The 25648-nt window shown below is 46.7% G+C and carries 15 protein-coding genes and 1 pseudogene; 3 read left to right on the top strand and 13 right to left on the bottom strand.

Annotated features, from left to right (window positions below):
* Positions 1-42 precede the first annotated feature (42 nt).
* The 3 genes from AC1DPK_RS22670 to AC1DPK_RS22660 form a co-directional block, all read right to left on the bottom strand.
* Positions 43-801 carry a DUF3891 family protein gene (locus AC1DPK_RS22670; protein WP_477511720.1) on the bottom strand — a complete coding sequence of 253 codons (759 nt, stop codon included), beginning with the start codon at positions 799-801 and terminating at the stop codon, positions 43-45.
* 58 nt (positions 802-859) lie between these two features.
* A complete protein-coding gene (locus tag AC1DPK_RS22665; protein WP_477511719.1) occupies positions 860-1162 on the bottom strand; it encodes a chorismate mutase in 303 nt (100 codons plus the stop codon).
* Positions 1163-1333: 171 nt separating this feature from the next.
* On the bottom strand, positions 1334-2641 hold the full coding sequence (locus tag AC1DPK_RS22660) for a family 4 glycosyl hydrolase (RefSeq protein ID WP_477511718.1): 1308 nt from the start codon (positions 2639-2641) through the stop codon (positions 1334-1336).
* 67 nt (positions 2642-2708) lie between these two features.
* Here AC1DPK_RS22660 and AC1DPK_RS22655 point away from each other — a divergent pair, with 67 nt between their 5' ends.
* Positions 2709-3689: a helix-turn-helix domain-containing protein gene (locus AC1DPK_RS22655; RefSeq protein ID WP_477511717.1), complete on the top strand. Its 981-nt coding sequence runs from the start codon at positions 2709-2711 to the stop codon at positions 3687-3689.
* Here AC1DPK_RS22655 and AC1DPK_RS22650 read toward each other — a convergent pair.
* The 9 genes and pseudogenes from AC1DPK_RS22650 to AC1DPK_RS22610 form a co-directional block, all read right to left on the bottom strand.
* The gene (locus tag AC1DPK_RS22650) at positions 3676-5292 is read right to left on the bottom strand and encodes an alpha-amylase family protein (RefSeq protein WP_477511716.1); all 1617 of its coding nucleotides are present in this window, start codon (positions 5290-5292) and stop codon (positions 3676-3678) included. The two genes, AC1DPK_RS22655 and AC1DPK_RS22650, sit on opposite strands and share 14 nt — an antisense overlap.
* Before the next feature lie 203 nt (positions 5293-5495).
* On the bottom strand, positions 5496-6587 hold the full coding sequence (locus tag AC1DPK_RS22645) for an LLM class flavin-dependent oxidoreductase (protein ID WP_477511744.1): 1092 nt from the start codon (positions 6585-6587) through the stop codon (positions 5496-5498).
* Positions 6588-6786: 199 nt separating this feature from the next.
* Positions 6787-8784 carry a beta-galactosidase gene (locus AC1DPK_RS22640; RefSeq protein WP_477511715.1) on the bottom strand — a complete coding sequence of 666 codons (1998 nt, stop codon included), beginning with the start codon at positions 8782-8784 and terminating at the stop codon, positions 6787-6789.
* Entirely contained in the window at positions 8781-9608 is an 828-nt protein-coding gene (locus AC1DPK_RS22635) for a carbohydrate ABC transporter permease (protein ID WP_477511714.1), read from the bottom strand. Before AC1DPK_RS22635 ends, AC1DPK_RS22640 begins: the two co-directional genes overlap by 4 nt.
* Positions 9605-10489 (bottom strand): carbohydrate ABC transporter permease, encoded by an 885-nt coding sequence (locus AC1DPK_RS22630; RefSeq protein ID WP_477511713.1) that lies wholly within the window; start codon positions 10487-10489, stop codon positions 9605-9607. The genes AC1DPK_RS22635 and AC1DPK_RS22630 overlap by 4 nt, the downstream gene beginning before the upstream one ends.
* A gap of 188 nt (positions 10490-10677) precedes the next feature.
* Entirely contained in the window at positions 10678-11973 is a 1296-nt protein-coding gene (locus AC1DPK_RS22625; RefSeq protein WP_441881724.1) for an ABC transporter substrate-binding protein, read from the bottom strand.
* 101 nt (positions 11974-12074) lie between these two features.
* Positions 12075-13136, bottom strand: coding sequence for a response regulator transcription factor (locus AC1DPK_RS22620; RefSeq protein ID WP_477511712.1), 1062 nt, complete (start codon positions 13134-13136; stop codon positions 12075-12077).
* Positions 13129-14907, bottom strand: coding sequence for a sensor histidine kinase (locus tag AC1DPK_RS22615; protein ID WP_477511711.1), 1779 nt, complete (start codon positions 14905-14907; stop codon positions 13129-13131). Before AC1DPK_RS22615 ends, AC1DPK_RS22620 begins: the two co-directional genes overlap by 8 nt.
* Positions 14908-14996: 89 nt before the next feature.
* Positions 14997-16336, bottom strand: a pseudogene (locus AC1DPK_RS22610) (glycoside hydrolase family 30 protein).
* A gap of 215 nt (positions 16337-16551) precedes the next feature.
* Between AC1DPK_RS22610 and AC1DPK_RS22605 the strand changes: the two are divergent.
* On the top strand, positions 16552-23259 hold the full coding sequence (locus tag AC1DPK_RS22605) for a DUF7507 domain-containing protein (protein ID WP_477511710.1): 6708 nt from the start codon (positions 16552-16554) through the stop codon (positions 23257-23259).
* 23 nt (positions 23260-23282) lie between these two features.
* Positions 23283-24935: a COG1361 family protein gene (locus AC1DPK_RS22600; RefSeq protein WP_441881742.1), complete on the top strand. Its 1653-nt coding sequence runs from the start codon at positions 23283-23285 to the stop codon at positions 24933-24935.
* A 57-nt stretch (positions 24936-24992) separates the two neighbouring features.
* Here the strand turns inward: AC1DPK_RS22600 and AC1DPK_RS22595 are convergent.
* Positions 24993-25648 (bottom strand): sugar phosphate isomerase/epimerase family protein (locus tag AC1DPK_RS22595; protein ID WP_477511709.1); only part of this gene is annotated, 656 nt, incomplete at its 5' end.

Here is a 25648-nt window from a genome sequence, read left to right as displayed (position 1 = left end):
CCGGCAAGTATGCGGTATCCTTCTTTCTAGCGATGACTATTCCTATAGCGCTTGCTGAAAACGAATCTTATGCTCAAGCAGCTCTGCACGCTGATAAGCTTCTGCGATCCCATAAACAGCTATGTCCGCCTTGCTTACTTCTTTATAAGATAATGAAGTCTCCACCTCATGTTCGAAAGGGAATGGATTCAATTGGATGGTCGTTTCATCCTTCCAATCCGCGATCAATGAGGTTTGTCCCGTACGATCGAACCAATAGGGAAACCCATTATCAAACCATTCATATTGATTTCGAGGCGTTCCCGGCTGCTCCATACATACAAACAGCGACAGCTCATCACAAAGCAGCAGCGCTTTCGCATGAAGCTGAAGCAAACTAACATCCAGCTGCAGTCGCTCGATGATCGCGCTTTGTCTTGCAAATTCACGTTCTACAAACGTAATTGTATCCTCATTTCTGAACCGTTCAGCAAGCGTCGTATACAAAATACTGCCAAGCAAAGCGGCGTATTCGCTCGTTTTCTGAACATGATCCAAACCTTTTGAATAGAAGAAAAAGCGGATGTTGCCTGGAAAATCGCGGAACGAAAACGGCATATTTGCTGCATCATTCCAAAGCGGGATACGGTCCAAATCAATCCAGCTGCTGTCATGCTCATATGCAGCGTAAGCTAATTCATCTTTTCGTTCCTCACTATGAAATAACTGGCTCTGCCAGGCAGAAACAAGATCTCCGGATATTCTCGCATGATCATGTTGTGCAATCAATATGAATGCGTCTTCCTTCTCATATAAAATCATCGTTTCCATCCCTTTCTTCGTCACACAGTAGTTGATTACTATTGTATTTCTATATTAGCTATTCACGATTGTTCAGCGCATTAACCTGCTCAATTTCCTTATGCCGTGAAATAACAACATCCATTAAGCATCTATAAATAGAAGCTGCTGTCTCTGGATTTAAATCATGGCTGCTTGCAAGTTTCTTTATTTTATCAAATTGTTTGGCTTCACGGCTCAGGTCTTGTGCAGCGAGATGATTTGCTGCTTTGTACATACCCACTTCTTCCGTTAATTGAAACCGCCTTGCTAGCAAGGAAATGATGTCGTGATCGATTTGATCGATCGCTTGTCTTAATTCATCTAGTCTAGAAACTTCCATGCGTCTCTCCCTTAAATCTTTTTCCTATAATTGTACCATCTCCATCACTCAGCGGCTATGTGCATTCGCATTTATCGGATGTAAGTTCCAGAACAATAAAAAGAAGAGCCGCCTTATTTCTAAGAAGCAGCTCTCCTTTGAACATTTCTATCGTTTTATTTCGCGAAGACATTACGAATGAAACTGTGGCAGTAAATCAGCATGGCTTTCGAGCATCTGCTCCAAAGCTTGATATGCAGCCTCTTTATTTTCAATAGCCGGATCAGCGTCTATCGCTTTCTTCGCAATAGAGACATTGCCCATCACTGCTGCTTCAACGACAAGCTCATGAACATCCGAAATAACACGGCACAATTGAAGCAGCGGCTCTGGGAATGCTGGAACCTCTACCGGATGAATCATGCCGCCTGATACGGTTACTGGTATTTCTACGATTCTCTTTGAGGGCAGACCCGGTATTGCGCCATCATTCTTAACGTTCAAAATATCAATCTGAAGTTCGCTGCCCGTATACAACGCTCGAGCAAGCGCTACTGGATGCTCCCAGCTGCCATGGTCAAATAAACGATCATAATGCATTTTGCCTGCACCAATCTGCTTCAGCTCTTCCAAGCGTCTGCTGCGTTCTTCGAGCGACCCATGATATGGAGGTGCTGTCGTATAATGAATGTCCTCTTGATAAGGAAGATATTCCGCATGATGATCGACGTGGCCAGCCGCGACTGCACCATACTCGCACAGCCATCGCTTAGTGATACGAAGCTCGCGCTGCGTCTCTTCATCTTGATCAGACCAGTTCTCCTCTTCAATATATTGGATAAGCTTAGGCAGAAGGTCCTCACCCGTGCGGCTATCTTTTATTTCCATCACCCATGCAAAGTGATTAAGTCCAGCAGTTACGATAGATACCTCAGAGGCCGATTTGCCGAGCAGCTTTGGCAAAAATGTGTAGCCCTCAGCACCCCGATACGCAATATTGCAAAATCCAGCTATGCGAATCGATGAATAACGTGCTGCTGCCGTTACGACACGAGGCATTGGATTCGTTACATCCAGAATCCACGCCTGCGGACACAACTCCTCCATATCACGGCAAATATCCATGATCAGCGTAATGGACCGGAAAGCATTCATCAAGCCCCCCATGCCGCCACATTCCCTTGCTTGATCGGCCATCCCTAATGCATGTAATATATCAAAATCGATTTGCCAACGGCGTGCACCTTGAACCGAGGCGGATACGATAACAAAGTCCGCACCTGTTAACGCTTCTCGTCTGTTTACCGTTGCAGTCACAAGCATGTCTACCTTTAGCTGCCTTGCTATTTCTCTTGCAGCTGCTGCCATCCCTTCAGCCGCATCCAGATTTGGATCAACAAGGACAAGCTCACAGCCTGCAAGCCTCTCTTTTACGATAATATCTTCGAGTACTGTTGGCGCAAATACGAAGCTTCCTCCGCCTATCAATACGATTTTCACGATAGTCTCATTCCTCTCGGTTGTCTTTGGATTGCTATTGTTGAGCGGTAAGAGAGATAATAAAGGTATGAATAATTCCGTTTACAAAGGAGCTATGATGAGCAATCTTAATCCTGCCCTCAACCAATCATTTCCTAATTATAAAGAACAGCTTATCCTATACGGCATGCGTACGTTCGAAGCCGGCCAAGGCCCTGTATGCGATTTACATCTGCATCATCGGATGCTGGAGATCAATATTGTCCTAACAGGCGATCAAATCGCTCGTATTGGAAACGAGAGCTTCACGCAGCATGAAGGTGATATTATTCTCATTCCCCCCATGAAGCTGCATGACTTTATTGTTCCCGATCAGCAGACGATGCACGGTTTTGTCCTTCATTTGCAAAATGTGGACAGCAAGCTGCTCTACGCCTTTCGAGCTTGCGGAGAGTATTTATTTGCGAGAGACCATCCGCTCAATGAACGTTTGAAACCGCTGCTAAAAGCACTTATTTCCTGCTTGCAGCAGAATCCTTCTGCTCACCGCGTCTTTATGCTTTGTAATGAAATGCTGGTGCATTTGGAGGAGTTCGTGCAGAGCGAAGCCTTACTCTCCATCAATGAACCAAATGAGCAGCCGCTTGCTGATCGGATCGCGAGGGAAATTGAGGCGCTCATCAGCACCTTCAATGAGCTCGGTACAGATTCCTCAACGAGCAACTGGCTTGAAACCATCGCAGCCAAGACAGGCATTAGCCGCAGACATGCCGGCCGTTTGTTTCAACAAGCGTACGGCATGTCGCCTCGTCAATATTTATCGATCATTAGACAGCAGGAGGCGATGCATATGCTTGTCATGCGAAACATACCGCTTGAAGAAATCGCATTCCGAATCGGATTCGAGAATGTGCAAAGCTTTATTAGGCAGTTCGCCATATGGACAGGATTAACGCCTGGCGCCTATCGAAGACAGCATAAATCAACGATAAGCTATTTAACGCCGCTTGAGGTGGAGCCTCATGCTGGTCATTTATCCAGCTCCGTTCCCTCTGCTACCTCAGAATAACTTCAGGACGCTCATTCAATTGTACGCCTCGTTCAGCATACCAATTGAAATGCCGCGCCTCTCCGGCTATCTGCCAACGGGACGGACAGCGATCATCAAGCCAGTCCAGCGGTTCAGCCGGTGGCAGCGGTTTAGACGCTCGTTCGAACGCTTTGCGAATCGCTGCTTCCTGTTCCGCGCCAACCGCCTTTGGGTCTGCGGAAATGAACAGCGGTGTTCCGCTTTCGGACAATAGCTCCAGCCACTGCTTGTTCAAATGCCAAGGGACATCGGCGGTCAAGCCAACACAATCCGCATCAGCCGCAAAGAAAGTGTCATGCTGCGGCATGCGGAAAGCAAGCGTGTTGACACCCATTTTACGTGTACGCTCCCACTCCTTACCGCTAGTATCGTCACCGGTCCGCTGAATTTCAACCAAGCCCGCTGCTAAGTGCCCTACTGTATTACAGCCAATAATTAAACTGTCCGCTGAAGCTTCTGCAATCTTCTTATACAAAGCGACAATAATTTCCGCCGTCGTCTTCGTGCGATCAGCAAAAGCTAAACCATGATTACTCATTGATGCGCCCATTTCAAAGCCCCATTTGGCAAAAATATCGAAAGTGGAAAAATCATGCTTAATCAGTTCGTAACCCCAATCATGCAGCTTGCGAATTTCATTGCCTACATAGTCAAGCACATCAGGAACGCTTGGGTCCAAATAGATGCTGCCCACATTGTGGCCACCATATCTTCTCCAATGATTTGGCACACTGTTTGCGACTAATAGCGGTCTGCACCATATGCCAGGACGAACCCCGATTCCTTTCATATCGCTGGCCAGCTTCTGCATATCAGAAAACTGATAATTGGGTTCCCAAGGCCCACCATTGCAGCTGCCCCCGCCGCTGCAGAGCTGCCAACCGTCATCAATGACCATAAACGGACGGTTATCGACCGAAGAAGACCAATCTGACACGCGCTCTGAATCTGCGATTATCTCAGCTGTCGAGCTATTCCCATAGGCATAATACCAGTTGTTTCCCCCATACACAGGCTGTGAAGGCAGAATCGGCTGCTTGCACATCATTCTGCAAAAAGCCGTTGCCGCACCGAATGCCGATTCGCCTTCCGCACCTTCTCTCGTTACAATGACCGCAGCCTCGAGCGTTCGATCACCAAGCAGCACTCCCGCTTCACCGCAGCGAACATCAAGTGTCAGGCTAATTCCGCCTGCATCCGCTTGCCAATAACAAAAGGAGCTTGTACCGGTCTCTACGCCATAACCATGCGTACGTCCCCCTTTTGACAACAGGAAATACCAAGGCATTTCACGCTCAGCAACTAACCCCCGCCATTCCAAATCACCGTAACCTCGTTCCCATTGGTCACCCAGAACACGAATGCCCCCACTGTCCAGTTCTCGCTGCCATCTCAGATGAAGCCGCCTAACTGGCGTCTGGCCTGCACTTAATCGAACGGCCATACGATTAGCCATCGTTTCAAATGAAATGACGGTTTCGCCTGCATGCCATTCTCGTGAACGGAATGACGCGCGAACCCATCCCTCTTCCCACTCCATTTCAACATTGTCCGGATTGGTTAATAGATCTAAAAACTCCATCGTGAGCGCCTCCCGTATTTGAACATCGTTCTATAAAACCGAGTATAGTATTCGCTGCCAGCAATTTGAATAACGAAATGAGTCGTACCACGAAAAAATAATGAACCAAATGGGACATCCAATAACATAAAAAAAGACTGCCGCCGCCACTTCATGGCATTGAACAGTCTTCATATTCACTATTAATCTGACTTAGCAATCTTTTATTTGCTTAGTTCTCTGCGCACAACTGGCGCAACCTTCGTCGCCAGCAGCTCAATGGAAGCCGCTACCTTTGAGAACGGAATGCCGCCAATATCAAACTGAGCCATGAAGCGCTGATGACCAAAGAGCTCATGCTGCGCTAATATTTTCTCAACAAGCATTTCCGGGCTGCCAACAGCCAGCGCATTGATTGGACTTGCCAATTGTTCGAATTGCTCGCGTGCCATCGACTCGCCCCTCTGCTTGCCTCCCATGAACTGGCTTACATAATGAGCATAATAAGGATAATATTCATCCTTCGCTTGCTCAGTCGAGTTGGCAATATAACCATGGCTTGTGATCGCTACTTTTAGCTCTTCTTGTTTATAGCCTGCGCGAACACCAGCAGCACGATATACGTCTACAAGCGGTTTAAAACGAGCTGGATCTCCGCCAAGGATGGCAAGGGCCATTCCTAGGCCATGGCTTCCTGCGAGCTCCGCGCTCTGAGGTGTACCGCCGACACCGACCCATACAGGCAGCTTCGCCTGATCTGGACGAGGTGCAATCTCAGCATTCAGCAGCGGCGTTCTATATTTTCCATTCCAAGTGATATGCTCGGTTTCATTTAATGCAAGCAGCAGATTAAGCTTCTCCTGAAAGAGCTCCTTATAGCTCTCAAGCTCATACCCAAACAATGGAAATGATTCTATATACGCTCCGCGTCCCGCAATAATTTCCGCGCGTCCATCCGAGAGCAAATCAAGTGTGGCGAAATCTTCGAATACTCGAACTGGATCTGAGGTTCCAAGCACCGTCGTTGCACTCGTTAACCGAATCCGCTTCGTTGCTTGCGCGATTGCAGCAAGCAGAACAGGTGGAGATGTAACAGCGAAGTCCAAGCGATGATGCTCACCCACTCCAAATACATCAATGCCCGCCTCATCTGCAAGCTTGGCAGCTGCGACGATTTCCTTCAAACGCTCTCTCGCATTCGGCGATACTCTACTGATAGGATCAGTACTTATATCACCTAATGTGTAAATGCCAAACTCGAACACATCTGCTCGTTCCTTTGAAGACTGAGCAACTTGTTGTATTTTCTCGTTGATGTCAAACACCGCTTTCCTATATTTATATCCAAGGCAAGAGTACATATTTTGTTCGCCGACCTAGTTACTTTACGTAAGTAATGATACATAAGTTATTAAGTTGCGTCAAGATCAAGAGCATGAAGCCCGCCTAAATCTCTTACAAAGTACAAAAGAACCTTCAAAATCACAGTAAAAGTGATCGGAAGGTTCCTACTATTTAGGCTGATATGATGAGAAAGCCCCATGGTGCGAGCTCCAGCTGTTGTCCACTTGTAACTTTACTACCATTCAACAGCTCAGTACCGTCCTGATGCTTGTAGTCAAATGTAACGGCATCATTTGAGTAGTTGAAATAATATCGTATATGCTTTCCGCTAGTATTCAAGCCCGATTTCACGATGATTGGAAAAACAAGCTCTTGCTCTGCGCCCCAAAGACCTGCATTCTGCAAAGCCCCGCATAGCACACGTCTTACAACAGCAGGGCTAGGCAAGCATCCTATATAGGTAGCCGTTCCTTTTCCATAGTTATTTCTTGTAATCGCTGCATATTCACCCCACTGCGCATGATCATAATAAGCCAGCACTTCAGCAGTTGTTGGCGTGATAAGCTCCATCCACGCTTCAACCTCTTTCGTCTCGTTACTCTGATCGATCAGTGCCCCTTTTAACCCGACATGATTTGGCGTTACGAACATGCTATAGGATATGCCGCAAGCTGCTTGTATGATACCGGGCTGCTGTGAAGTACGTACCTTAACGACCTCGTCGGCGAATCCGCTTTTGAACGTATAAACCACATGTCCTCCGCTTCGTACGAATTCATTTAATCGCTCCAAAGTCTCTGAAGGGGCAGCGTAAAGCGCTGGTACGACAATCATATTGTATTTATCCAAATGGGTGCAGGTCGGCTGAATAAAATCGACCTCGACGTTAAGCTTGTACAATTCGTCATAAAGTGCGCGAACAACATCATTGTAGGTTTTTCCATCTGGAAGCTTAAACCATTCCATTGCAGATAAAGCCTCGTTGCTGACCATTACAGCCACTTGATTGTTTTTGCGGAGGCTGGCAAGCTCCTCGCTCAGCCTAGCAAAATCCGCACCGATCGTTTTGGCTTCGTTATAAACAGGATTAGGCTGAAAATCATGACTGAGCAGCCCCTTCCAATACGTCTCGAACGAATTGTGAATCGAATGCCAGTGCCAATACGCAACCATGTTCGCACCGGAAGCAAGGTGGCTAAACGCCTGCAAGCGCAATTGCCCGGGATACGGCGTCCAATGCGGGAAGGCTTGTGCCTGCGTTTCGAGCACTAAGTAATTATCGTTTTTGAGCGATCGTGTCATGTCCCCGCCAAACGAGATTTCGATGCCGGTTAAATCATCCTGCGAAGGATGATAAATATCGACGCCTGCAATATCAAAAGGCTCCGAAGCAGCGAAGTGATCAACGGAAGGCTGAACACCAAATGAGTAGCCTCTCCATTCAAAATCAAAGTTTTGAGTTACAAATTGTCCCGGCTGCTTATATTCGTTCACGATAGAGACCTGCCATGCCAAAAAATCATTTACCAGCTTCCGCTGGAACTTCGCGAACTCCGCGCCTAAGCTTCCATTGATTGTGCCGACAACGGAAGGGAACTCCTCCCAGCTGTTGATGCGATTGCTCCAATAATCAAGCCCAAACATCTGATTAACGACGTCCAGCGTTTCATAAGTATCCCTCATATATTTGACGAACTGCAGCTGGACATTTGGCCCCGCCGTATCATAATGTTTCGTTTCATTATCCGTCTGATAGCCAATCACGGCTGGATGTTTGCTTACACGGCTAATGAGCTTGCGGATAATTCGCTCTGAATAGAAAAGATAAGCAGCATTCGTAATATCCATAATTTGACGAGCGCCGTATTTACCTGGTCCGCGAGGGGTTACGGCAAGTACATCCGGGTGCTCCTTGACCATCCAAGCAGGCACGGCATAGGTTGGTGTGCCAACAATGACGGCGATTCCGGCTTTGTACATTGCATCCAGCACTCTGTCTACGGAGGTGAAGTCGAATACGCCGTTTTGCGGCTCATGTGTGCTCCATGTCGATTCCGCAATTCGAACCACGTTAATGCCTGCTTCCTTCATCATCCGAATATCCTCATCTAATCGCTCATAAGGCATATATTCGTCATAATAAGCGACGCCATATAACAGTTTATTCATCCTTTAACAGCCCCCTCGGCAATCCCATGCATAATAAACTTTTGGAAGAAGGAGTAAATAATAATGACTGGAATCGCAGTCAGTACAAGCGCCGCCAAAATAAGCGACCATTCTTTGTTGTACTCACCGAACAGCGTATTTGTCGATAAGATAAGCGTGTAATTTCTTACGTCCGTTAGCATGAGCAGCGGCAGCAGGAAATCATTCCAGATCCAGAGGAAATCTAAAATCGCTATCGTCACCGTAATCGGCACAAGCAGCGGGAAAATAATTTTAAAGAACGTTTGATATTCATTGCAGCCATCAATTTGCGCCGCCTCCTCCAGCTCCTTAGGTATAGACTTCACGAAGCCATGATACAGAAAGATCGCCATATTGACGCCGAGTCCAATATATATGATTGCAAGCCCATACGTACTGCCTTGAACAGACAAGGCTTTGGCCATTCTAGTCAATGGAATCATAATCGAATGAAACGGCACAAGCATGGAAGCGATAAACAGGAAAAAAATCAAATTGCTTATCTTTCCGCTCGTACGTGACAGCTTATAGCCAGCAAGCGAAGCACAAAAGACGATGCCACCGATGCCGAGCACCGAAATAATGATCGAGTTGAGTGTGCTGCCCAGCAGATTGATTTGATGAAAAGCATTTACATAATTATCGAATTGAATCTTCGATGGCAGCGAGACGAACGACTTGAACATCTCACCTTGTGTTTTAAACGAGTTAATAACCGCCAAGTAAATCGGGAAAAAAGAGATCGCAGCCCCGATCGAYAGGAAAATAGTAATAAGGAGGGAGGTTGATTTATTCTGTCTCATGCTTCCACCTCTCTTTTTTTCATGACACGAATTTGGATAAATGTGAAGATGAGAATAATCACGAATAGAATGACCGATTTTGCGCTTGCATAACCATATCGGAAGTTGTTTGAGAAGGCTTCCTCGTAAATGTTCATCGTAATAACCTGTGTGCTTCGTCCTGGTCCTCCGCCTGTTAAGCCATATACAACCTCGAACACTTTAAACGCGCCGTTTAGCGTAAGGAAGAAACAGATTGTAATCGCATGTGAAATCATCGGCAGCGTCACATTGCGAAACGTTTGGAAAGCGGTAGCTCCATCGATAACAGCTGCTTCCTTCAAGCTTTGAGGCACACCTTGCAGTCCAGCCAAATAAATGATCATCATATAGCCGACGCCGTTCCAGAGGGAAACCGTCAGAATCGAGAAGAAGCTTACTTTTGGATCACCGATCCAAGCTTGATCTAGAAACGTAAGCGCTGTCTTTTCTGCCAGCTGAGGAAGCACCTGCGCGAATACAAATGTCCACATAAATGCGCTGATAATCGTGCTTATCATGTTGGGCATGAAGAAAATGGTACGGAAGAAACCTTTGCTTTTGCGGCGTGATTCAATAAATACAGCCAGCAGCAGCGCAAATACATTTTGCAGCACAACCAAGAACAGCACATACTTCAAGGTGAACAATAACGAACCGACAAAATCGGGATCGTCTCTAAGAGCTTCAATAAAGTTGCCCATTCCAATAAAGTCATAGTCACGATTCAAGCCATTCCAATCCGTGAAGCTGTAAAACATTCCGCCGAGCGTTGGAATCAGCAGGAAGATCGCGTACAAAATAAAAGCGGGCGCGACAAACGTAAATAACGAGATGTATTTTTTGTAGCTCTTGATCGGCACAGTATCCGCCCCTCTCCTATGTGTCTTTACTGAGCAAAGATGTCTTCGGCATCCTTTAGACGCTGAGTAGCTTTGACGGTGAAATATAAGATAAGTATGAGAAAAAGATGTACTTTCTTATTTTTTTAAAATCGGGATGAAGCGAAGCAGAATCTCCTTGTCTCCCCTTCATCCCGAGCATGTGTGGTTTATTTATTTACCTTGTTGTACGATTTCCAAGCTTTATCGAGTGCTTTGAGTACATCATCCTGCGATAATTGACCGGCATAATACGCTTGCAGCCCTTTGCCCACTTCATCCTTCACGGATTGAGGAATAGCCGGGTCTTGATAAGATTTGCCTTCTTTCACATAAGCTGTTGCATCATTTACCCATGGATAGCTCTCATACGTATGCACGGTGGAGATTGGGTTGAATTTAAGCGCTTGGAAGAAAGCATTTGAAGCAGTATCATCCAGAATGTAGTTAATGAAATCCAGCGCGACTTCCTTGTTTTTTGTGCTCTTAGAAACAGCTAGAGAAGTCGAAGCGCTTAGGTTAATAAGAGTCGCATCTGGATTGTCATTGATTGGCAGCGGTGCTACACCAAAATCAAGATCCGGATTGGATTTAAGAATCGTTTCTGCATACCACGGCCCTTGCAGCCACATTGCGCCTTTGCCTGCCGCAAACGCTGCTGCGCCATCATCGCCGCCCACTTCTGTCGCTTTTTCCGTTCCGTTCGCATTGATAAGATCAAAGATGTCGAACATTGCTTTTAGCTCTGTGAAGGAGCCTTCATCCTTATTCATCCGTTCGATGAAGTCAGCGTCCTCCGTATTGATAAGTGCGCCTGCAGCAAGCGGCAGCACGAGCTGTGGAATCCAAGCTTCCTTATATGAAAGCACAAAAGGCGTTACCTTATTCGCTTTCAGCTTCTCGACAACCGCTTTCATTTCTGTCAACGTTTTTGGAGGCGTAATGCCGAGATCCGTAAAGATCTTTTTGTTGTACAAGTAGCCCCATGACAATGTTTCCAGCGGAACGGCTACGACCTTACCATCTGTCGTTGTAACCGAAGGTTTAACGCTCTCCAGCAGCTTGCCGACAAAAGGCTGATCGGATAAATCCTCTAAGTAACCTGCTTTGTAGTAAGAAGGAATTTCGTTAATGGCATGAAGCGCGAAAATATCAGGTGCATCATTGGAGGCGAGGCGCGTCTTCAAAATTTGCGCCGCATTATCGGCTGTCGGCATTTCGAGCTGTACCGACACGTCGATGTTTTTCTCTGCTTTTTCCTTGGCTACGAAGTCAGCAATATATTTATCGTAATGCTCTTTAAAACGAGGCTGAGCAATGAACATTTTCAACTTTACGCTCTTAGCTTCACCGCCTCCGCTTGTTCCCCCATCTGTGCTGCCAGCATTATTTGTATTGCTGCCGCAGCCAGCTAACAGTGTTGTCGCGAGCATCGTAACGAGTAAGCCTTTAACTATTTTTTTCATCTCATTTGACCTCCCAGAAGCTTGTTTTGTTTACGCTTTCATTGTATCTAAAAAATGAAAGCGTTTAATTGGACAGAATTAGACTCTTTCATTGGACATTTTTAAACCTCGCTGCTCTTCCTCATCTCACCTGGCGCGATGCCAAAATGCTTCTTGAACACACGATAAAAATAGGTGATATCCTCGTAGCCCGCCATTTCCGCAATCGCTTTAATGGGAATGCTCTCATCCATCAGCCACTCTTTCGCCTTCACCATGCGCAGGTGCAGCATATAATCCGTGACATTGCGTCCATATTCCTGCTTGAACACTTTGCTCAAATATTCCTTGCTCACAAAAAAAGCTCTAGCGAGCTGCTCCAGCGTAACCGGCTCCGTATAATGTTTCTCCATATACAGCCTGACTTCATCCAGATTCAATTTGTTTTTGAACTTCCGCTGCTGAATAAGCTGCTCCAGTGTAGTCACATAATGATGGGTAAGAAAAGCAGCTGTATTCTCGCCTGACTGGGTGATCTCATGCCCATACGGCGCATGCAGCGAGTCGCTGTCTTGTGAATTAGCATTCATTAATTCCTTAAGCAGCAGTAGCAGCTCTTGTACGACCTGCTCCAGCATGACCGCTTTCGTAATACCGCTCTGTTCAAGCTCCTTCATCATTTGATCTAGTGTTGTCTTAACGCCATCTGAATTCAGCTCATTGAAACGTAGCTTTAAAAGCTTCTTATACGATGCCAATGTATATGAAATATCAAGATCAAGTGATAATGTTCCACGCTCCATTTGAGCAGCTTCAAGCCCGCTTTTGCAATTTTGCAGCGCCGTATTAAGCTCTTTCGGATCAACTGGCTTAAGCAGATAATCCATCGCCTTGAAGCGAAGCGCATGTTTGGCATATTGAAAATCATCATACCCACTGACGACAATTGTCTTGATTGCTGGAAATTGATCATTAAGCTGCTGCAGCAGCGCAGCGCCATCTGTTCCGGGCATCCGCATGTCAGTAATGACAATATGAGGCTGCAAAACCTCCATCATTCGAAGCGCTTCCGTACCGTCCTCTGCTTCTCCTACAATTTCCATGCCGAGGCTTTCCCATTCTCCGAACGCTTTTATGATGTCTCTTGCCCAGCTCTCATCATCCACAATGAATACTTTAAGCATGCTGATCTCCCCCTGCTATTGGAATAGAGACGGTGACCGTCGTTCCCGCTCCTAACTCGCTTTCAATCGTAATCCCATAGTCTGGGCCAAAATGCATTTGTATGCGGGACGCTACATTTTGAATGCCGATACGATTGCCGTGCGTCCAAACCTGTCCGCTATGTTGGTGAAGCCGCTTTTGCAGGTCGGCAAGCTTATCCTCGCGTATGCCGACGCCATTGTCACGGATTCGAATTCGAACTTTATCATGCTCACGCACAACGCTCACGCTAAGCTCCCAATGACCTGATTTATTTTCTAGTCCATGGAAAAAAGCATTTTCAACAATCGGCTGAAGCGTCAGCTTCGGAATGGGAGAAAGCATCATAGACTCGTCCATTTCCGTGTGATAGGTAAGCTTGGAGTAAAAACGCTGCTTCTGGATAAGCATATAATTGTTTAGATGATCGATTTCTGCTTTTAAATAGGCGAGATCGTTCGGATCGCGAATGACATATCGAAACATATCGCTAAGCGATCGAATGATTTCGTAGCTTTCCGCAGGTTTTTTCGTAAAGAGCATACTGCCGATCATTTGAAGTGTATTTTGCAAAAAATGCGGATTGATTTGCGCTTGGAGCGCTTTAAGCTCCGCGGTTTTTTTCTCCAGATTGATGCTGTATTCCGTTTTAATATGCTCTCTAATGCGGTATGACATGTTGTAAAGCTTCGTTTCAAGCAAGCCGATCTCATCTACGCGGTTGCTTTGAGGCAGCTCCGTTTCCTTGATGATGCCAAGGCCCTGCATCGATCTTGCGAGCGTAACAATTGGCGTAGCCGTCCGCCAAGCTAACAAAATAGCAATCAAAATCGACAGTACGATAGAAATTGCGCCTACGATAAGACCAAATCGCATCGTCGATTGCGCGCTCTTATTAATAAAGCTGGTCGGGATAATCGTAATCAGCTTCAAGCCGACGGGATCAATCGTGTTATAGAAGACGTACTCCTTCGACATGCGGAAATAACCTTGATCCGCTGTTGTATCCTTGATCCGCAGCATAATGTTATCCGACGGGCGCTCTCCGAAACGTTGATAAAGCACATTTCCGTCTTCGCTCGCGATCAGAACCTGATGATCCTTGCCGCGGCCTATCAAATCAAGCGTCTGATCAAGCATCGACCAGCGAATTTTAAGCGAGATACCGCCTAGCTTCTCCCGATTCTCAAAACGGTTAATGCTCCGAATCAATTGAAAGTGACCTTCATCCCCATTATTGGATTGAATAAGAAAATCTTTATTTTCCTCAAATAGCTGCTTATAAGGAGAAGGGATAGCAGGCGAAGTTTCCAAATCATATTGATTTCCGCTTATGGTAAACAATTTTCGCGGCTCTTTCAAAAACAGCTCGACGCCGATGACATGATTTCCTGCGGAATAAAACAAATTGCTCAGTGTATCCATAATATTTTTTTGAGCGGCAAATTGGTTAACGAGCAGTGAACCCTCTGTGCTTGCCAAATAATCACTAAGATGAGGGCTGATGAGTACGGAATATACGAGATTGTTCAATTGCGAGAACTGCTCGCCCAAGTAGACGCCAGTCCACTTCATATTGGATAAATTCGTTCCGATTACTTCCGCTTCCATCGACTTTCGGTTGTTTTCGGCTGCTAAGGCAGTAACCGCTATAATCGGAATGACGGATAAAAAAATCATCGTAAAAATCAATTTATTCCGAATACTGCGACGGAAGGGTTCTGTCAGTAAACGGATTAGCTTGGCCAACATTTGCTCTCTCGCCTCCCGCTTCTCTTCTAGCTATTGTGTGCAAAAAACTAACGCCCCATCGATTGCTGGCGTTAGTTTATATGCTTTCATCATCCACATGGAATGACAATTGTATGAAAGGATTCGGGTTCCAGCTCAAGCAGCTGGTGTTTGGAGCCGATGGACAAACGCAGCTCCCTTTTTTCATTGAATGGATTCGTTAAGACGATGATGCGTGTGCCGTCCGGCTTCTCGAAAGCAATTGCATTGCCTGACCATGGACCTTTCAGCCCTATTCTTCGATCATCAGGCGAAGTGAAGTGGGCAAAATGCTTCATCACATAATACTCGGGATTACGAATGGCAAGCTGCTTTTCCTTGTCTACGGTCAGCATCGCATTTTGCTCCCAGCCCCATGTGCTGCGGCCTTTTGGTTCCAGCGCCATGTTCCAGTAAATATAAGCGTTCACGCCATTCGTAAAATAATGATGATAGAGATTAAACACATATCTTGCATAGAACCAACTGTTTTCACCGTCACCGCATTCATTTTCCGTTTGCATATAACGAAGCTCAGGATAGCTTTGAACGGTACGCTGCAAAGCATGCTTGCCTGCCCATTGATAGCCTACGCCCTTCACATATTTATAAGCTTCAGGGTCGCTTAGCACCGTATTGGCATACGCATCAAAATCAGTTGCCTTCTTCTTCAGCCATTCATCCCATGCCTCCGGCGCATTAATTGTGCCCAGCCATATTTCTGTATCGAGTCCGTGCCTCTCGAAGGCAGGTCCCAAATAATCACGTATAAATTCACGAAGCTGCTCGCCCGTCCATACGCAGGAAGGAAACTTCTGATCCGCAACCACCTCATTTTGAACATGAACCTGGTGAATCGTAATGCCTTCTGCCTTGTATGCCTCAACAAACTTTACGAAATAGAGCGCATACGCTTCTAAAATTTCTTTCTCCCAGCGCAGTGTGCCGTAATTGTACGCCTTCGGAAATTTCATCCAGGTCGGAGGGCTCCACGGAGAGGCAAACAGTTTCAATTCAGGATTGAGTTTTAGCGCTTCCTTAATATAAGGAATCAAATGTTGTTGATCACGGGCAATGGAGAAATGCTCCATACTTAAGTCTCCGTCTGTTTCGTTTAAGCTATACCATTCCAGTGCATAATCGCTAGCGCCAATCGGAAGCCTGCAAATACTGAATTTATGCTCGCCTTCGGGATGAAAGAGCGCATGCATCACTTGACTGCGTTCTTCCTCCGGCAGATGCTGCAGAGCAGCATAACCAAGCTCGTTAAAGCAGCCTCCAAACCCTTCTAACCGTTGAAAGCTCTCACCTGAGAATGTCAGATTAGTGTTTCCATTACCGGCTTCCTCTATCGTTTTAACCATCGCTTGGTTTCCGTGCTTGCAAACCATTGTATCTGTTTCTCTCTCATCACCGCAAACCTCACTTTTTGAAAGCGTTTTTATCATTATATCTTGTAAATGAAAGCGTTTAATTGGACGAAATTAGACTCTATTCTTGGACGATATTAAACCAACGCAACAAAGCGAAAAAACTATATTTTAAGAAGACAAACAAAATAGTGGTTAAAGTCTCATAAACTAAGCAATACATTCATGTTTACAACAAAATTAGCTTTTGAAGGGGGTGAATACGATACCTCTGGTCGTCCGATCAACATTAAACGCAACCGGCGCCATTACATTTACGGGGAATACGCTGGGTCTCAGCCGCTCAGAAGTAGCTGGAACCCCTGGTACTTCCGATAGTATAGGCGCTTTCAGCACTACGAATACAGCAGCTCGGTACGGCACGTACCCGCTTGGAACAACGAGCAACTATTTGGAAAATAGTTCTGCCGCCGCTCTCGTTCTCCCCACTGGAAGCACTGTTCTTTATGCAGAGCTTATTTGGGGCGGCACCTATGTCAACGGAACCGTTAATCTAACCGCAGCCATTAACAATCCCGTTACGTTCATTACACCGCTTGGAACCTCAAGCATCACTCCTGACGCAGCAACAAGCAATACGTTCGATTTGGGAGGAGGCGCACTTGGCTATACTCGTTCAGCCAATGTCACCTCGCTTGTGCTGGCGGCAGGTGCGGGTACCTATATAACAGGCGGCGTAGTCGGAACGATTGTTATTCCCGGCGATTCAACTGCTAACCATGCTGGCTGGACCCTCGCCGTCATTTATCAGAATCCTTCACTTCCGTTTCGCAACATGTCGCTGCGGGTTGGCGCTATTTTGGTTCAAAGCACTTCGGCAGCGGTCAACACGACAATAACCGGATTTGCCACGCCGATCTCAGGAGCCTTAGGCGGCAGGGCGTTATTTAGCGCTCAGGAAGGAGATGCAAACCGAACAGGTGATCAGGCGTTGTTCGGCCCGACGACAGCTAGCTTAGTAGCTCTATCTGGCACGAACAATTTCGCTAACAATTTTTTCGCTTCACAAATTAACAATGATTCCGGTGCATTAAACACAACTGGAACTTTCGGGGACCGCAATCAAATAAATGGCACACCCGGTACGAACATCATTGGCGGTCGACAGGGCTGGGATATTACGAATGTTGATATTTCCGCTAGGCTGACGAACAACCAGAGCTCAGCCGTTTTGTCACTTACAACCTCTGGGGATGCTTATGTACTTAACGCGAATGCCATCCAAGTCAATATTAATGCGCCCGTTATCAATGTAACGCTAAGCGAGAATGCAACAGGGCCTACCATCGGCGACATCATCACCTTAACGGTCACGGTCAGCAACTCAGGGACAGCAAACGCAGCCAGTATCGTCTTAACCGATACATTGCCTGCTGGCGTTACGTTCGTACCAGGCAGCGTCGTTGTAGGCGGTGTCTCGAAACCGACATTCGACATAAGAACCGGAGCGCCGCTAGGCTCATTAAACCTAGCAACCTCCATCACCGTTACTTATAAAGCTACCGTAACCTCCTTGCCAAGCACCGCTCAGCTTTCAAGCACCGCCAATGCGGCCTTTACGTTTCAAAGCATAGCAGGCGGTCCCAATATTACAGGTGTTATTCCATCCAATACTGTCACTATCCCTGTTTATGCCCCTAATTTATCTATTGTAAAAAGTGCGAACACACAGAACGCAACGGTTGGTAATCAAGTAGTCTACACACTGCTCGTTGCGAATACCGGCAGTTCAGCAGCCATTGTCAACCTGACGGACAATATACCTGCGGGAACATCTTTTATACCGAATAGCTTCCGTGTCAATGGAGTCGTTGTAGCAGGTGCGAATCCATCAGCGGGAGTAGCCATAGGAACAATTGCAGCTGGGGGATCGTCAACGATCACGTTTCAAGTGCAAGTAAATGTTTTGCCATCTCCACCTCAGCTTGTGAATCAGGCATCAGCCACCTATACGTATCAAATACCTGATGGAAGAATCTTTCCCGGCTCATTAGCTTCAAATACGGTTACAGTTCCTGTAAGACTTCCAAATGTTGTGGTCACGAAGAGCGCTAGCTTAACCGACATCGCTGTAGGTGAAACATTAACCTATTCCTTAGTCGTCACGAACAGCGGCATCGAATCCGTCACCAATGTCACATTGGGAGACACCATTCCTGTTGGAGCGGAATTCACCTCTGGAAGCGTAATTGTAGCTGGCGTATCCAAACCAACAGCAAATCCAGCGAGCGGCATCAGTTTAGGAACCATTGCGCCAAGCAGCTCTGTCACCGTTACTTTTGCAATTCGCGCGACTGCTATTCCAAGCTCAGGTACATTTGTTAATCAGGCTTCGGTATCCTTCAGCTCTGGCGTTTTCACAGGTCTCTCACTGTCTGGCAGTGTGACAACGCCTGTATATCAACCCATCATCAGCATTACAAAAAACGGTACGCCTACGAACGCTACTGTTGGAGGAAGAATAACCTATTCATTCAGCGTAAAAAACAGTGGGAATATTGCTGCCCAAGTGACCTTAACGGATAATATCCCAACCGGCTCATCCTTTGTGCCAAACAGTGTCATCGTTAATGGAACAGCACTTCCCGGCAGCAGTCCCGTTACAGGCATTTCACTTGGCGCTTTGCCTGCTTCCGGCGTATCCAGCGTTTCATTTCAGATCTTGTTAAGCTCGCTTCCGTCGCCGCCAACTTTGGTCAATCAAGCCTCAGGCTTATATACCTATCAGTTGCCTAGCGGTAGAAACTTAAGTGGAAGCAGCAGCTCCAATACGATCACGCTCACTGCCCAAGCACCAAATGTCACAATTACCAAAGCTGTCAACGCTACCGCAGCTGCTATAGGTGACATTTTGACGTTTACCATAATCGCTGTGAATAACAGTGTCGTACCTGTTACAAATGTCAACATCTCCGACACGTTGACCAGCAGCGCAGCTTTCATTGCTGGAAGCGCAACAATTAACGGGRCCGCAACAGCTGCAAACCCGAATGTCGGCATTTCTATCGGTACCATTAATCCATCTGCCAGCGTTACTATCGTATTTCAGGCACAGGTAACATCGCTGCCCGATCCCGCTGTCATATCTAATCGCGCGGCCATCAGCTATACATCAGGTTCATTTACAGGATCATCGTTATCCGAAACGATTCAAATTCCGGTGTACCAGCCCATCATTTCTATTGTTAAGTTTGCAAGCACTCAAAATGCAACGATAGGCGACACTTATACTTATACATTAAGAGTCCAAAACAGCGGCAATATTGGCGCTACAGTAAACGTAACGGATAATATCCCAGCCGGCGCTGTTTTCGATACAAACAGCGTGCTCATAAATTCAGTACCCTTTCCCGGATTAAATCCTGTAACCGGGATACCCATCGGAAATGTACTGCCCGGGAGCATGACAGAAATCAGCTTTGTCGTGACGGTTGCAACACTGCCTTCACCTCAATTTCTCGTCAACCAAGCAAGTGCACCCTACAATTACTCACTGCCGGACGGCCGTCAATTAAATGGTGCATCGGCTTCTAATACCGTATCAATACCTGTGTCACTGCCAAACGTAACTTTAGTGAAATCTGCAGCACCAACTTCCGTCGTTGTGGGCGATACCTTTACCTATACCTCCATTGTAACCAACAACGGTATTGCTCCTGTTAACCATGTCGTAGTTAACGATCCTTTAGCCGATAATATTGCCTTTATTAGCAATAGCGTGTTCATTAACGGCACTCCCCGGGCGGATTCAGCTCCATCCACCGGTATCCCAATCGGTACCCTCGCCCCTGGCGGTTCGGCTACCGTAACTTTTGAGGTGAGAGTAACGATGGCAGTCCCAACGCAAATAACGAATCAATCAACTGTTAGTTTTACATCAGGTGCATTCTCAGCTTCATCCTCGTCTAATACGACAACAACTCCTGTAACTCAGCCGCAAATTTCTTTGCAATTAAGCGCGAATACAAGCAATGCTACGCTCGGAGACACCGTTACTTATACTGTACTTGTAAGCAATACTGGGAATCTTGAGGGAATACTCACGTTAACTGATGCACTTCCGACTGGAACAACGTTTGCGCCAAACAGCGTCGTCGTTGGCGGAGTTCCTCATCCTGGAGAATCGCCTGTAACCGGCATTAGTGTGGGAAGCGTTTTGCCTGGTGTGCCGATAACCGTTACCTATTCGACAGTAATTACAACACTTCCAAACCCGCAGGTACTTGTGAATCAAGCCATAGGAGCTTATACATTTACACCGCCAGATGGCAGGCTTCTGAATGGCTCCACACAATCAAACGTATTATCTGTTCCCGTTTCTGCTCCTAACGTTGCGGTCGTCAAAAGCACAACGACGGTCGATACCGCGCTTGGAGACATCATTACTTATTCAGTAGCCGTAACAAACAGCGGCATTGAATCGATCAATAATGTTGTACTTACGGATCCTGTGCCGGACGGAGCAACATTCGTTGCTGGCAGCTTGACGATAAATGGCAATCCTGCACCTGGTGTGCCTGCATCGGGAATTGCCCTTGGATTAATTCCTTCTTCCAATACGGTAACCGTGTTGTTCAAGTTGAGCGTTACCTCTATTCCAGTCTCCGGTCAAATCGGAAACCAAGCAAATATTACCTTTACATCCGGTGTATTCTCGGGCATGACGATGTCCAACGTCGTTAATACCCCTGTCTATCAGCCCGTAATCTCACTCGTTAAAAGTGYAAATTCTATTAACGCCACACTTGGGGACACCGTTAGCTATCGAATCGACGTCAGCAATACAGGAAATTATGCTGGGAATGTAACATTGACTGACAATATCCCGCTCGGTGCAATCTTCGAGCCCAACAGTGTCCTAGTGGGAGGGCAGCCTCAGCCAGGTGCTGACCCTGTAACAGGCATCAACATTGGTGCTGTTGCTCCTAATGCAACAGTGTCCGTTACCTTCTCTGTCATCATTGATTCCCTGCCGAATCCGCAGCAGCTTTCAAACCAAGCTCTTGCGAACTTTGCATTTGTTCTGCCAAGCGGCCGCCCGCTTAGCGGCAGCGCAAGCTCCAACACCGTCCTAATTTCTGTATCTGCACCTAATGTCAGTGTTGTCAAAAGCACAACTTCAACAGCCGTAGCAATTGGCGATATCGTCACCTATTCTATAAACATTCTCAATAGCGGCATCGCAGCGGTAAATAATATTATTTTTACAGACCCATTGCCGGTCGGAAGTGCTTTAGTTTCAGGCAGCGTATTGGTAGACGGAGTTCCAAGACCAACGGCCAACCCCGCAACCGGTGTAGCTATAGGGACGATCGTGCAAGGCAATACCGTTGTAGTATCCTTCAACGTATCCGTCATTTCTTTACCTGCTTCTGGACAGCTTAGCAATCGTTCATCTGTCAGCTTTACATCAGGTGTATTCTCGGGCGTCACTTTCTCGAACACAGTGATCATTCCTGTCTATCAGCCGATACTAACGGGAACCAAAAGTGGAAACACCAGCAATGCGACGATTGGCGACACCGTTGTCTACACGATTGCAATTCAAAATACCGGCAATTATCCCGGTGACGTTACCTTAACGGATACGATTCCAGCTGGCACAAGTCTTGTCCAGAACAGCGTCATCGTTAATGGCCAGCTGGTGCCAGGTGCAGATCCGGCAGCAGGCATATCGCTTGGCAGTATCACAACTACGGCAAGTGTCACTTTTTCGGTAGTCATCAATGCGCTTCCGCAAAATCAGCAGCTTGTGAACCAAGCGTCCGCTACCTACAGCTTCTTGCTGCCTGATGGCCGCACCTTAGGCGGCTCATTTAGTACAAACGCATTGTCTATTCCTGTATCTGCACCTAATGTTGCCGTTGTGAAGAGCACCACTGTTACCGATGCGGTCGTAGGCGACACGATAACCTATCGAATTGCAGTTACGAACAACGGCATTGAGAATATTAATAATGTGCTGGTGGTCGATCCCTTGTCCCCTGGATCATCCTTTCAGGCTGGAAGCGTCTTAATTGATGGCGTTCCTAGACCAGCAGCTAACCCGTCCCTTGGCATCTTAGTCGGGTTGATCGCGCCTAGCGTTACCGTGTTAGTTGATTTCAGCGTACTAATAACGTCACTTTCAGATTCCGGCACGCTCAGCAATAGAGCTACCGTAAGCTTTACTTCGGGTGCTTTTTCAGGAAATACATTTTCCAATACGCTCGTTACACCGATTTATCAGCCTATTCTTGCACTTGGCAAATCTGCCGATACCGCCAATGCGACTGTCGGAGACACAGTAACTTATTCACTAACCATCACGAATACGGGCAATATTGCCGTGCAGGCTTCCGTATTTGATACGATTCCAATTGGCGCCGCCTTTGTACCAAATAGTGTGTTAATCAATGGTGTTCCGCAGCCTGGCGCTAATCCAGCGACTGGTGTTCCCGTTGGCACCGTTTCGCCTGGCGCATCCATTAGCATCCTGATTTCACTGCAGGTAACGGTAGATGCACTTCCTTCACCGCAGCTGCTCGTGAACCAAGCAACAGCTAACTTCTCCTACGTACCGCCGGATGGCCGTGTGCTGACCGGAACTATTTTATCGAATGTATTGTCCATTCCTGTGTCTTCTCCAAATGTGTCTGTCGTGAAGAGCGCATCATCCATTGATGCTGTTGTAGGCGATACCATTACCTATACCATAACGGTGTCCAACAATGGCATTGAATCCGTCAATAACGTCATACTCATCGACCCTACCCCAGCAGGAACAACGTTTACGACGGGCAGTGTCACTGTAGATGGTTCACCGCGGCCAACAGCTAATCCTAATAATGGCATTACCATTGGCACCATTGCTGCTGGAGGCAGCTCAACCGTTACATTCAAAGTGCTGGTTGTTACACTATGAGCCCGCTTCCTGGCGGTAATCCAATGGTTCAAAATCAATCGCTTGTTCAGTTTGCCTCAGGAAGCGCAGAGCTGGTGACCTACTCCAACACGGTCAATACCGCATTAATAGGGACTCGTATCTTACTCGAGAAAAAAGCCTATGAAAGCGAGGTTACTCTTGGCAGTACGATAACCTACAATATCACGGCAACGAACACGGGAAACACAACCGGCAGCGTCACACTTACCGACAAGCTGCCGGAAGGAACTTCATTTGTCGCGAACAGCGTAATATTGAATGGTACACCCATGCCTGGCGCTAACCCAAACAACGGTATTACAATTGGAAATATGATGCCGCAAACGCAAGCTCAAATCATATTTCAACTCATTGTCGTTTCCATTCCAAGCAGCCTTCAGATAGTTAACCAAGCGCAGGCAGATGCCGAATTTCGAACAGCAGAAGGGCGAATTGTCACGAGTATTACCTACTCGAACACGCTCGTTACACCTGTTAATGAGGTATCGCTATCTGCTCGACTTAGCGCAAGCACCGAACAAACCTTTGTCTCAGAACATGTGACCTATGAACTTTCGATTGTTAATGACGGCAATCTTAGTCTCCGAGAGGCAGTCGCTTCCTTCGATCTGCCTCTCGGCATCCTTTTTGTGCCCGGCAGCGTGACAATCAATGCTGTTATTTCACCAAGCGCTGATCCGAATGCAGGTATCCCGCTCGGCACTATTAGACCACAATCAACCATCGTTATCACCTATCGCGCGCAAACGACGGAGGATGCAGCCTCTATATCTATCAGCAAAGCAAACGTTCGTTATCAAGTTTCCAGCACGCCGGATTATACGCATTCAAATAAGGTCGCCGTTATCCTTATCCAGCCCGAGATCAGCGTTAATAAGCAAGTAGATCAGCTTGTTGCTGCCCCAGGTGATGTCTTGCATTACACGATCTACATTGAGAATGCCAGTAATGTAGCCGTTGATGCCGTGATGGATGACGTTTTGTCTGCTGGTGCTGTCTTTATACCAAATAGCCTGAAGTTGAATAACCATTCGATGCCAGGCGTGTTTATTGAAGATGGCATTAATCTCGGTACGCTGCTCGGGCAATCACAAAACATGATAACCTTTGATGCCCAAATCCCTTTACACCTTGCCACTGTTGCACCATTAACGAACACTGCATCGGTTGTCTACACTTTTCGGCTCTCAGACGGAAGAGTAGTTAGCAATTCCGCGAGCTCAAATGCTGCAATAACAGAAGTGGCTGCTCCTATCATTCAGCTTACAGCAAAGATCACTCCACCTATTGTGGAGTATGGCGATACAATAACCATCGTTTCAACGCTTATGAATAATGGAAACTTGCCAGCTTTCGTTTCATTTACAAGCGAGTTTCCATTTGGCGTGGATTTATTGCCAAAAACGTTCCGTGTAGGTGGAACTCGACTAAACCCCATTGATTATGACGGCAATCAAACTTGGCAGCTTGGGAATGTACTACCCGGAGCAACACTTGAAATCAATTATTCTGCTATCGTTACTGACGCAATCGTTTCTGATGAAATTATAGGTTATGTCAAAGCGAAATTTTCCTATGAGGTAAGCGGGCAAAGCTACACTGGCGAGGCTCTATCCAATTCATTAGTCGTTGCTGTGATTGGGGATGACGAGTGAAACAAAGAAACAAATAAACCCCGATTTGAACCATAATGGTTCAAATCGGGGTTTCAATTATTGGATCTCCTTTTGCCAAAGCTGCCTCACAAGTTGCTTCAAATAAAGGGACTGCGACCAGCGGTCACTAATCTCCGTTTGCCGAGAACCAGCCTCATCTGACGTAATCGCATACGATGGAGGACCCAGCTCAACGACGACAGGGAATGAATCATTCTCTTTTCTTTGTCCAGTAAGCCAGTGTCTCATTGCACTGCCCCACCATCTGGAGAAATGGGGTACCATCGGATGATTGCCAGCTTCCCCCGGGTCGATCTGTATTTGCTCGCCATTTGATATACGGGTATGAATACTGTGCGTGTTTGGCAGCAAGCTTTGCAGCATCTGCTCCGCCTCATCCGAAATCGTATGAAGCTCACCAGCTACGACATAATGTGAATAGTCAATCGTAAGCCTCAGTTCCGGCAGCGACTGCAAATATTGCCGTGTTCGGATAAGATCCTGTGTGATCGTACCTCGGTGCGTCTCTACATAAACCGGGATGCCCGCCTGCCTCGACAGTGCATCAATTCCAGATAGCAGTTCAATGGCGGAATCGCCAATGAGGAAAGGCGTCATCACCTGTGCGTTGATATAGCCGATGTTTTCGAATGCTGCTGCTTTTTCCAAAAACTGAGACATCTCGTTTAGTGAAGAAGGATATGCATTTACAC

The organism is Paenibacillus sp. 01T424 (assembly GCF_056398745.1).
This window is presented reverse-complemented; position numbering and strand designations above follow the sequence as displayed.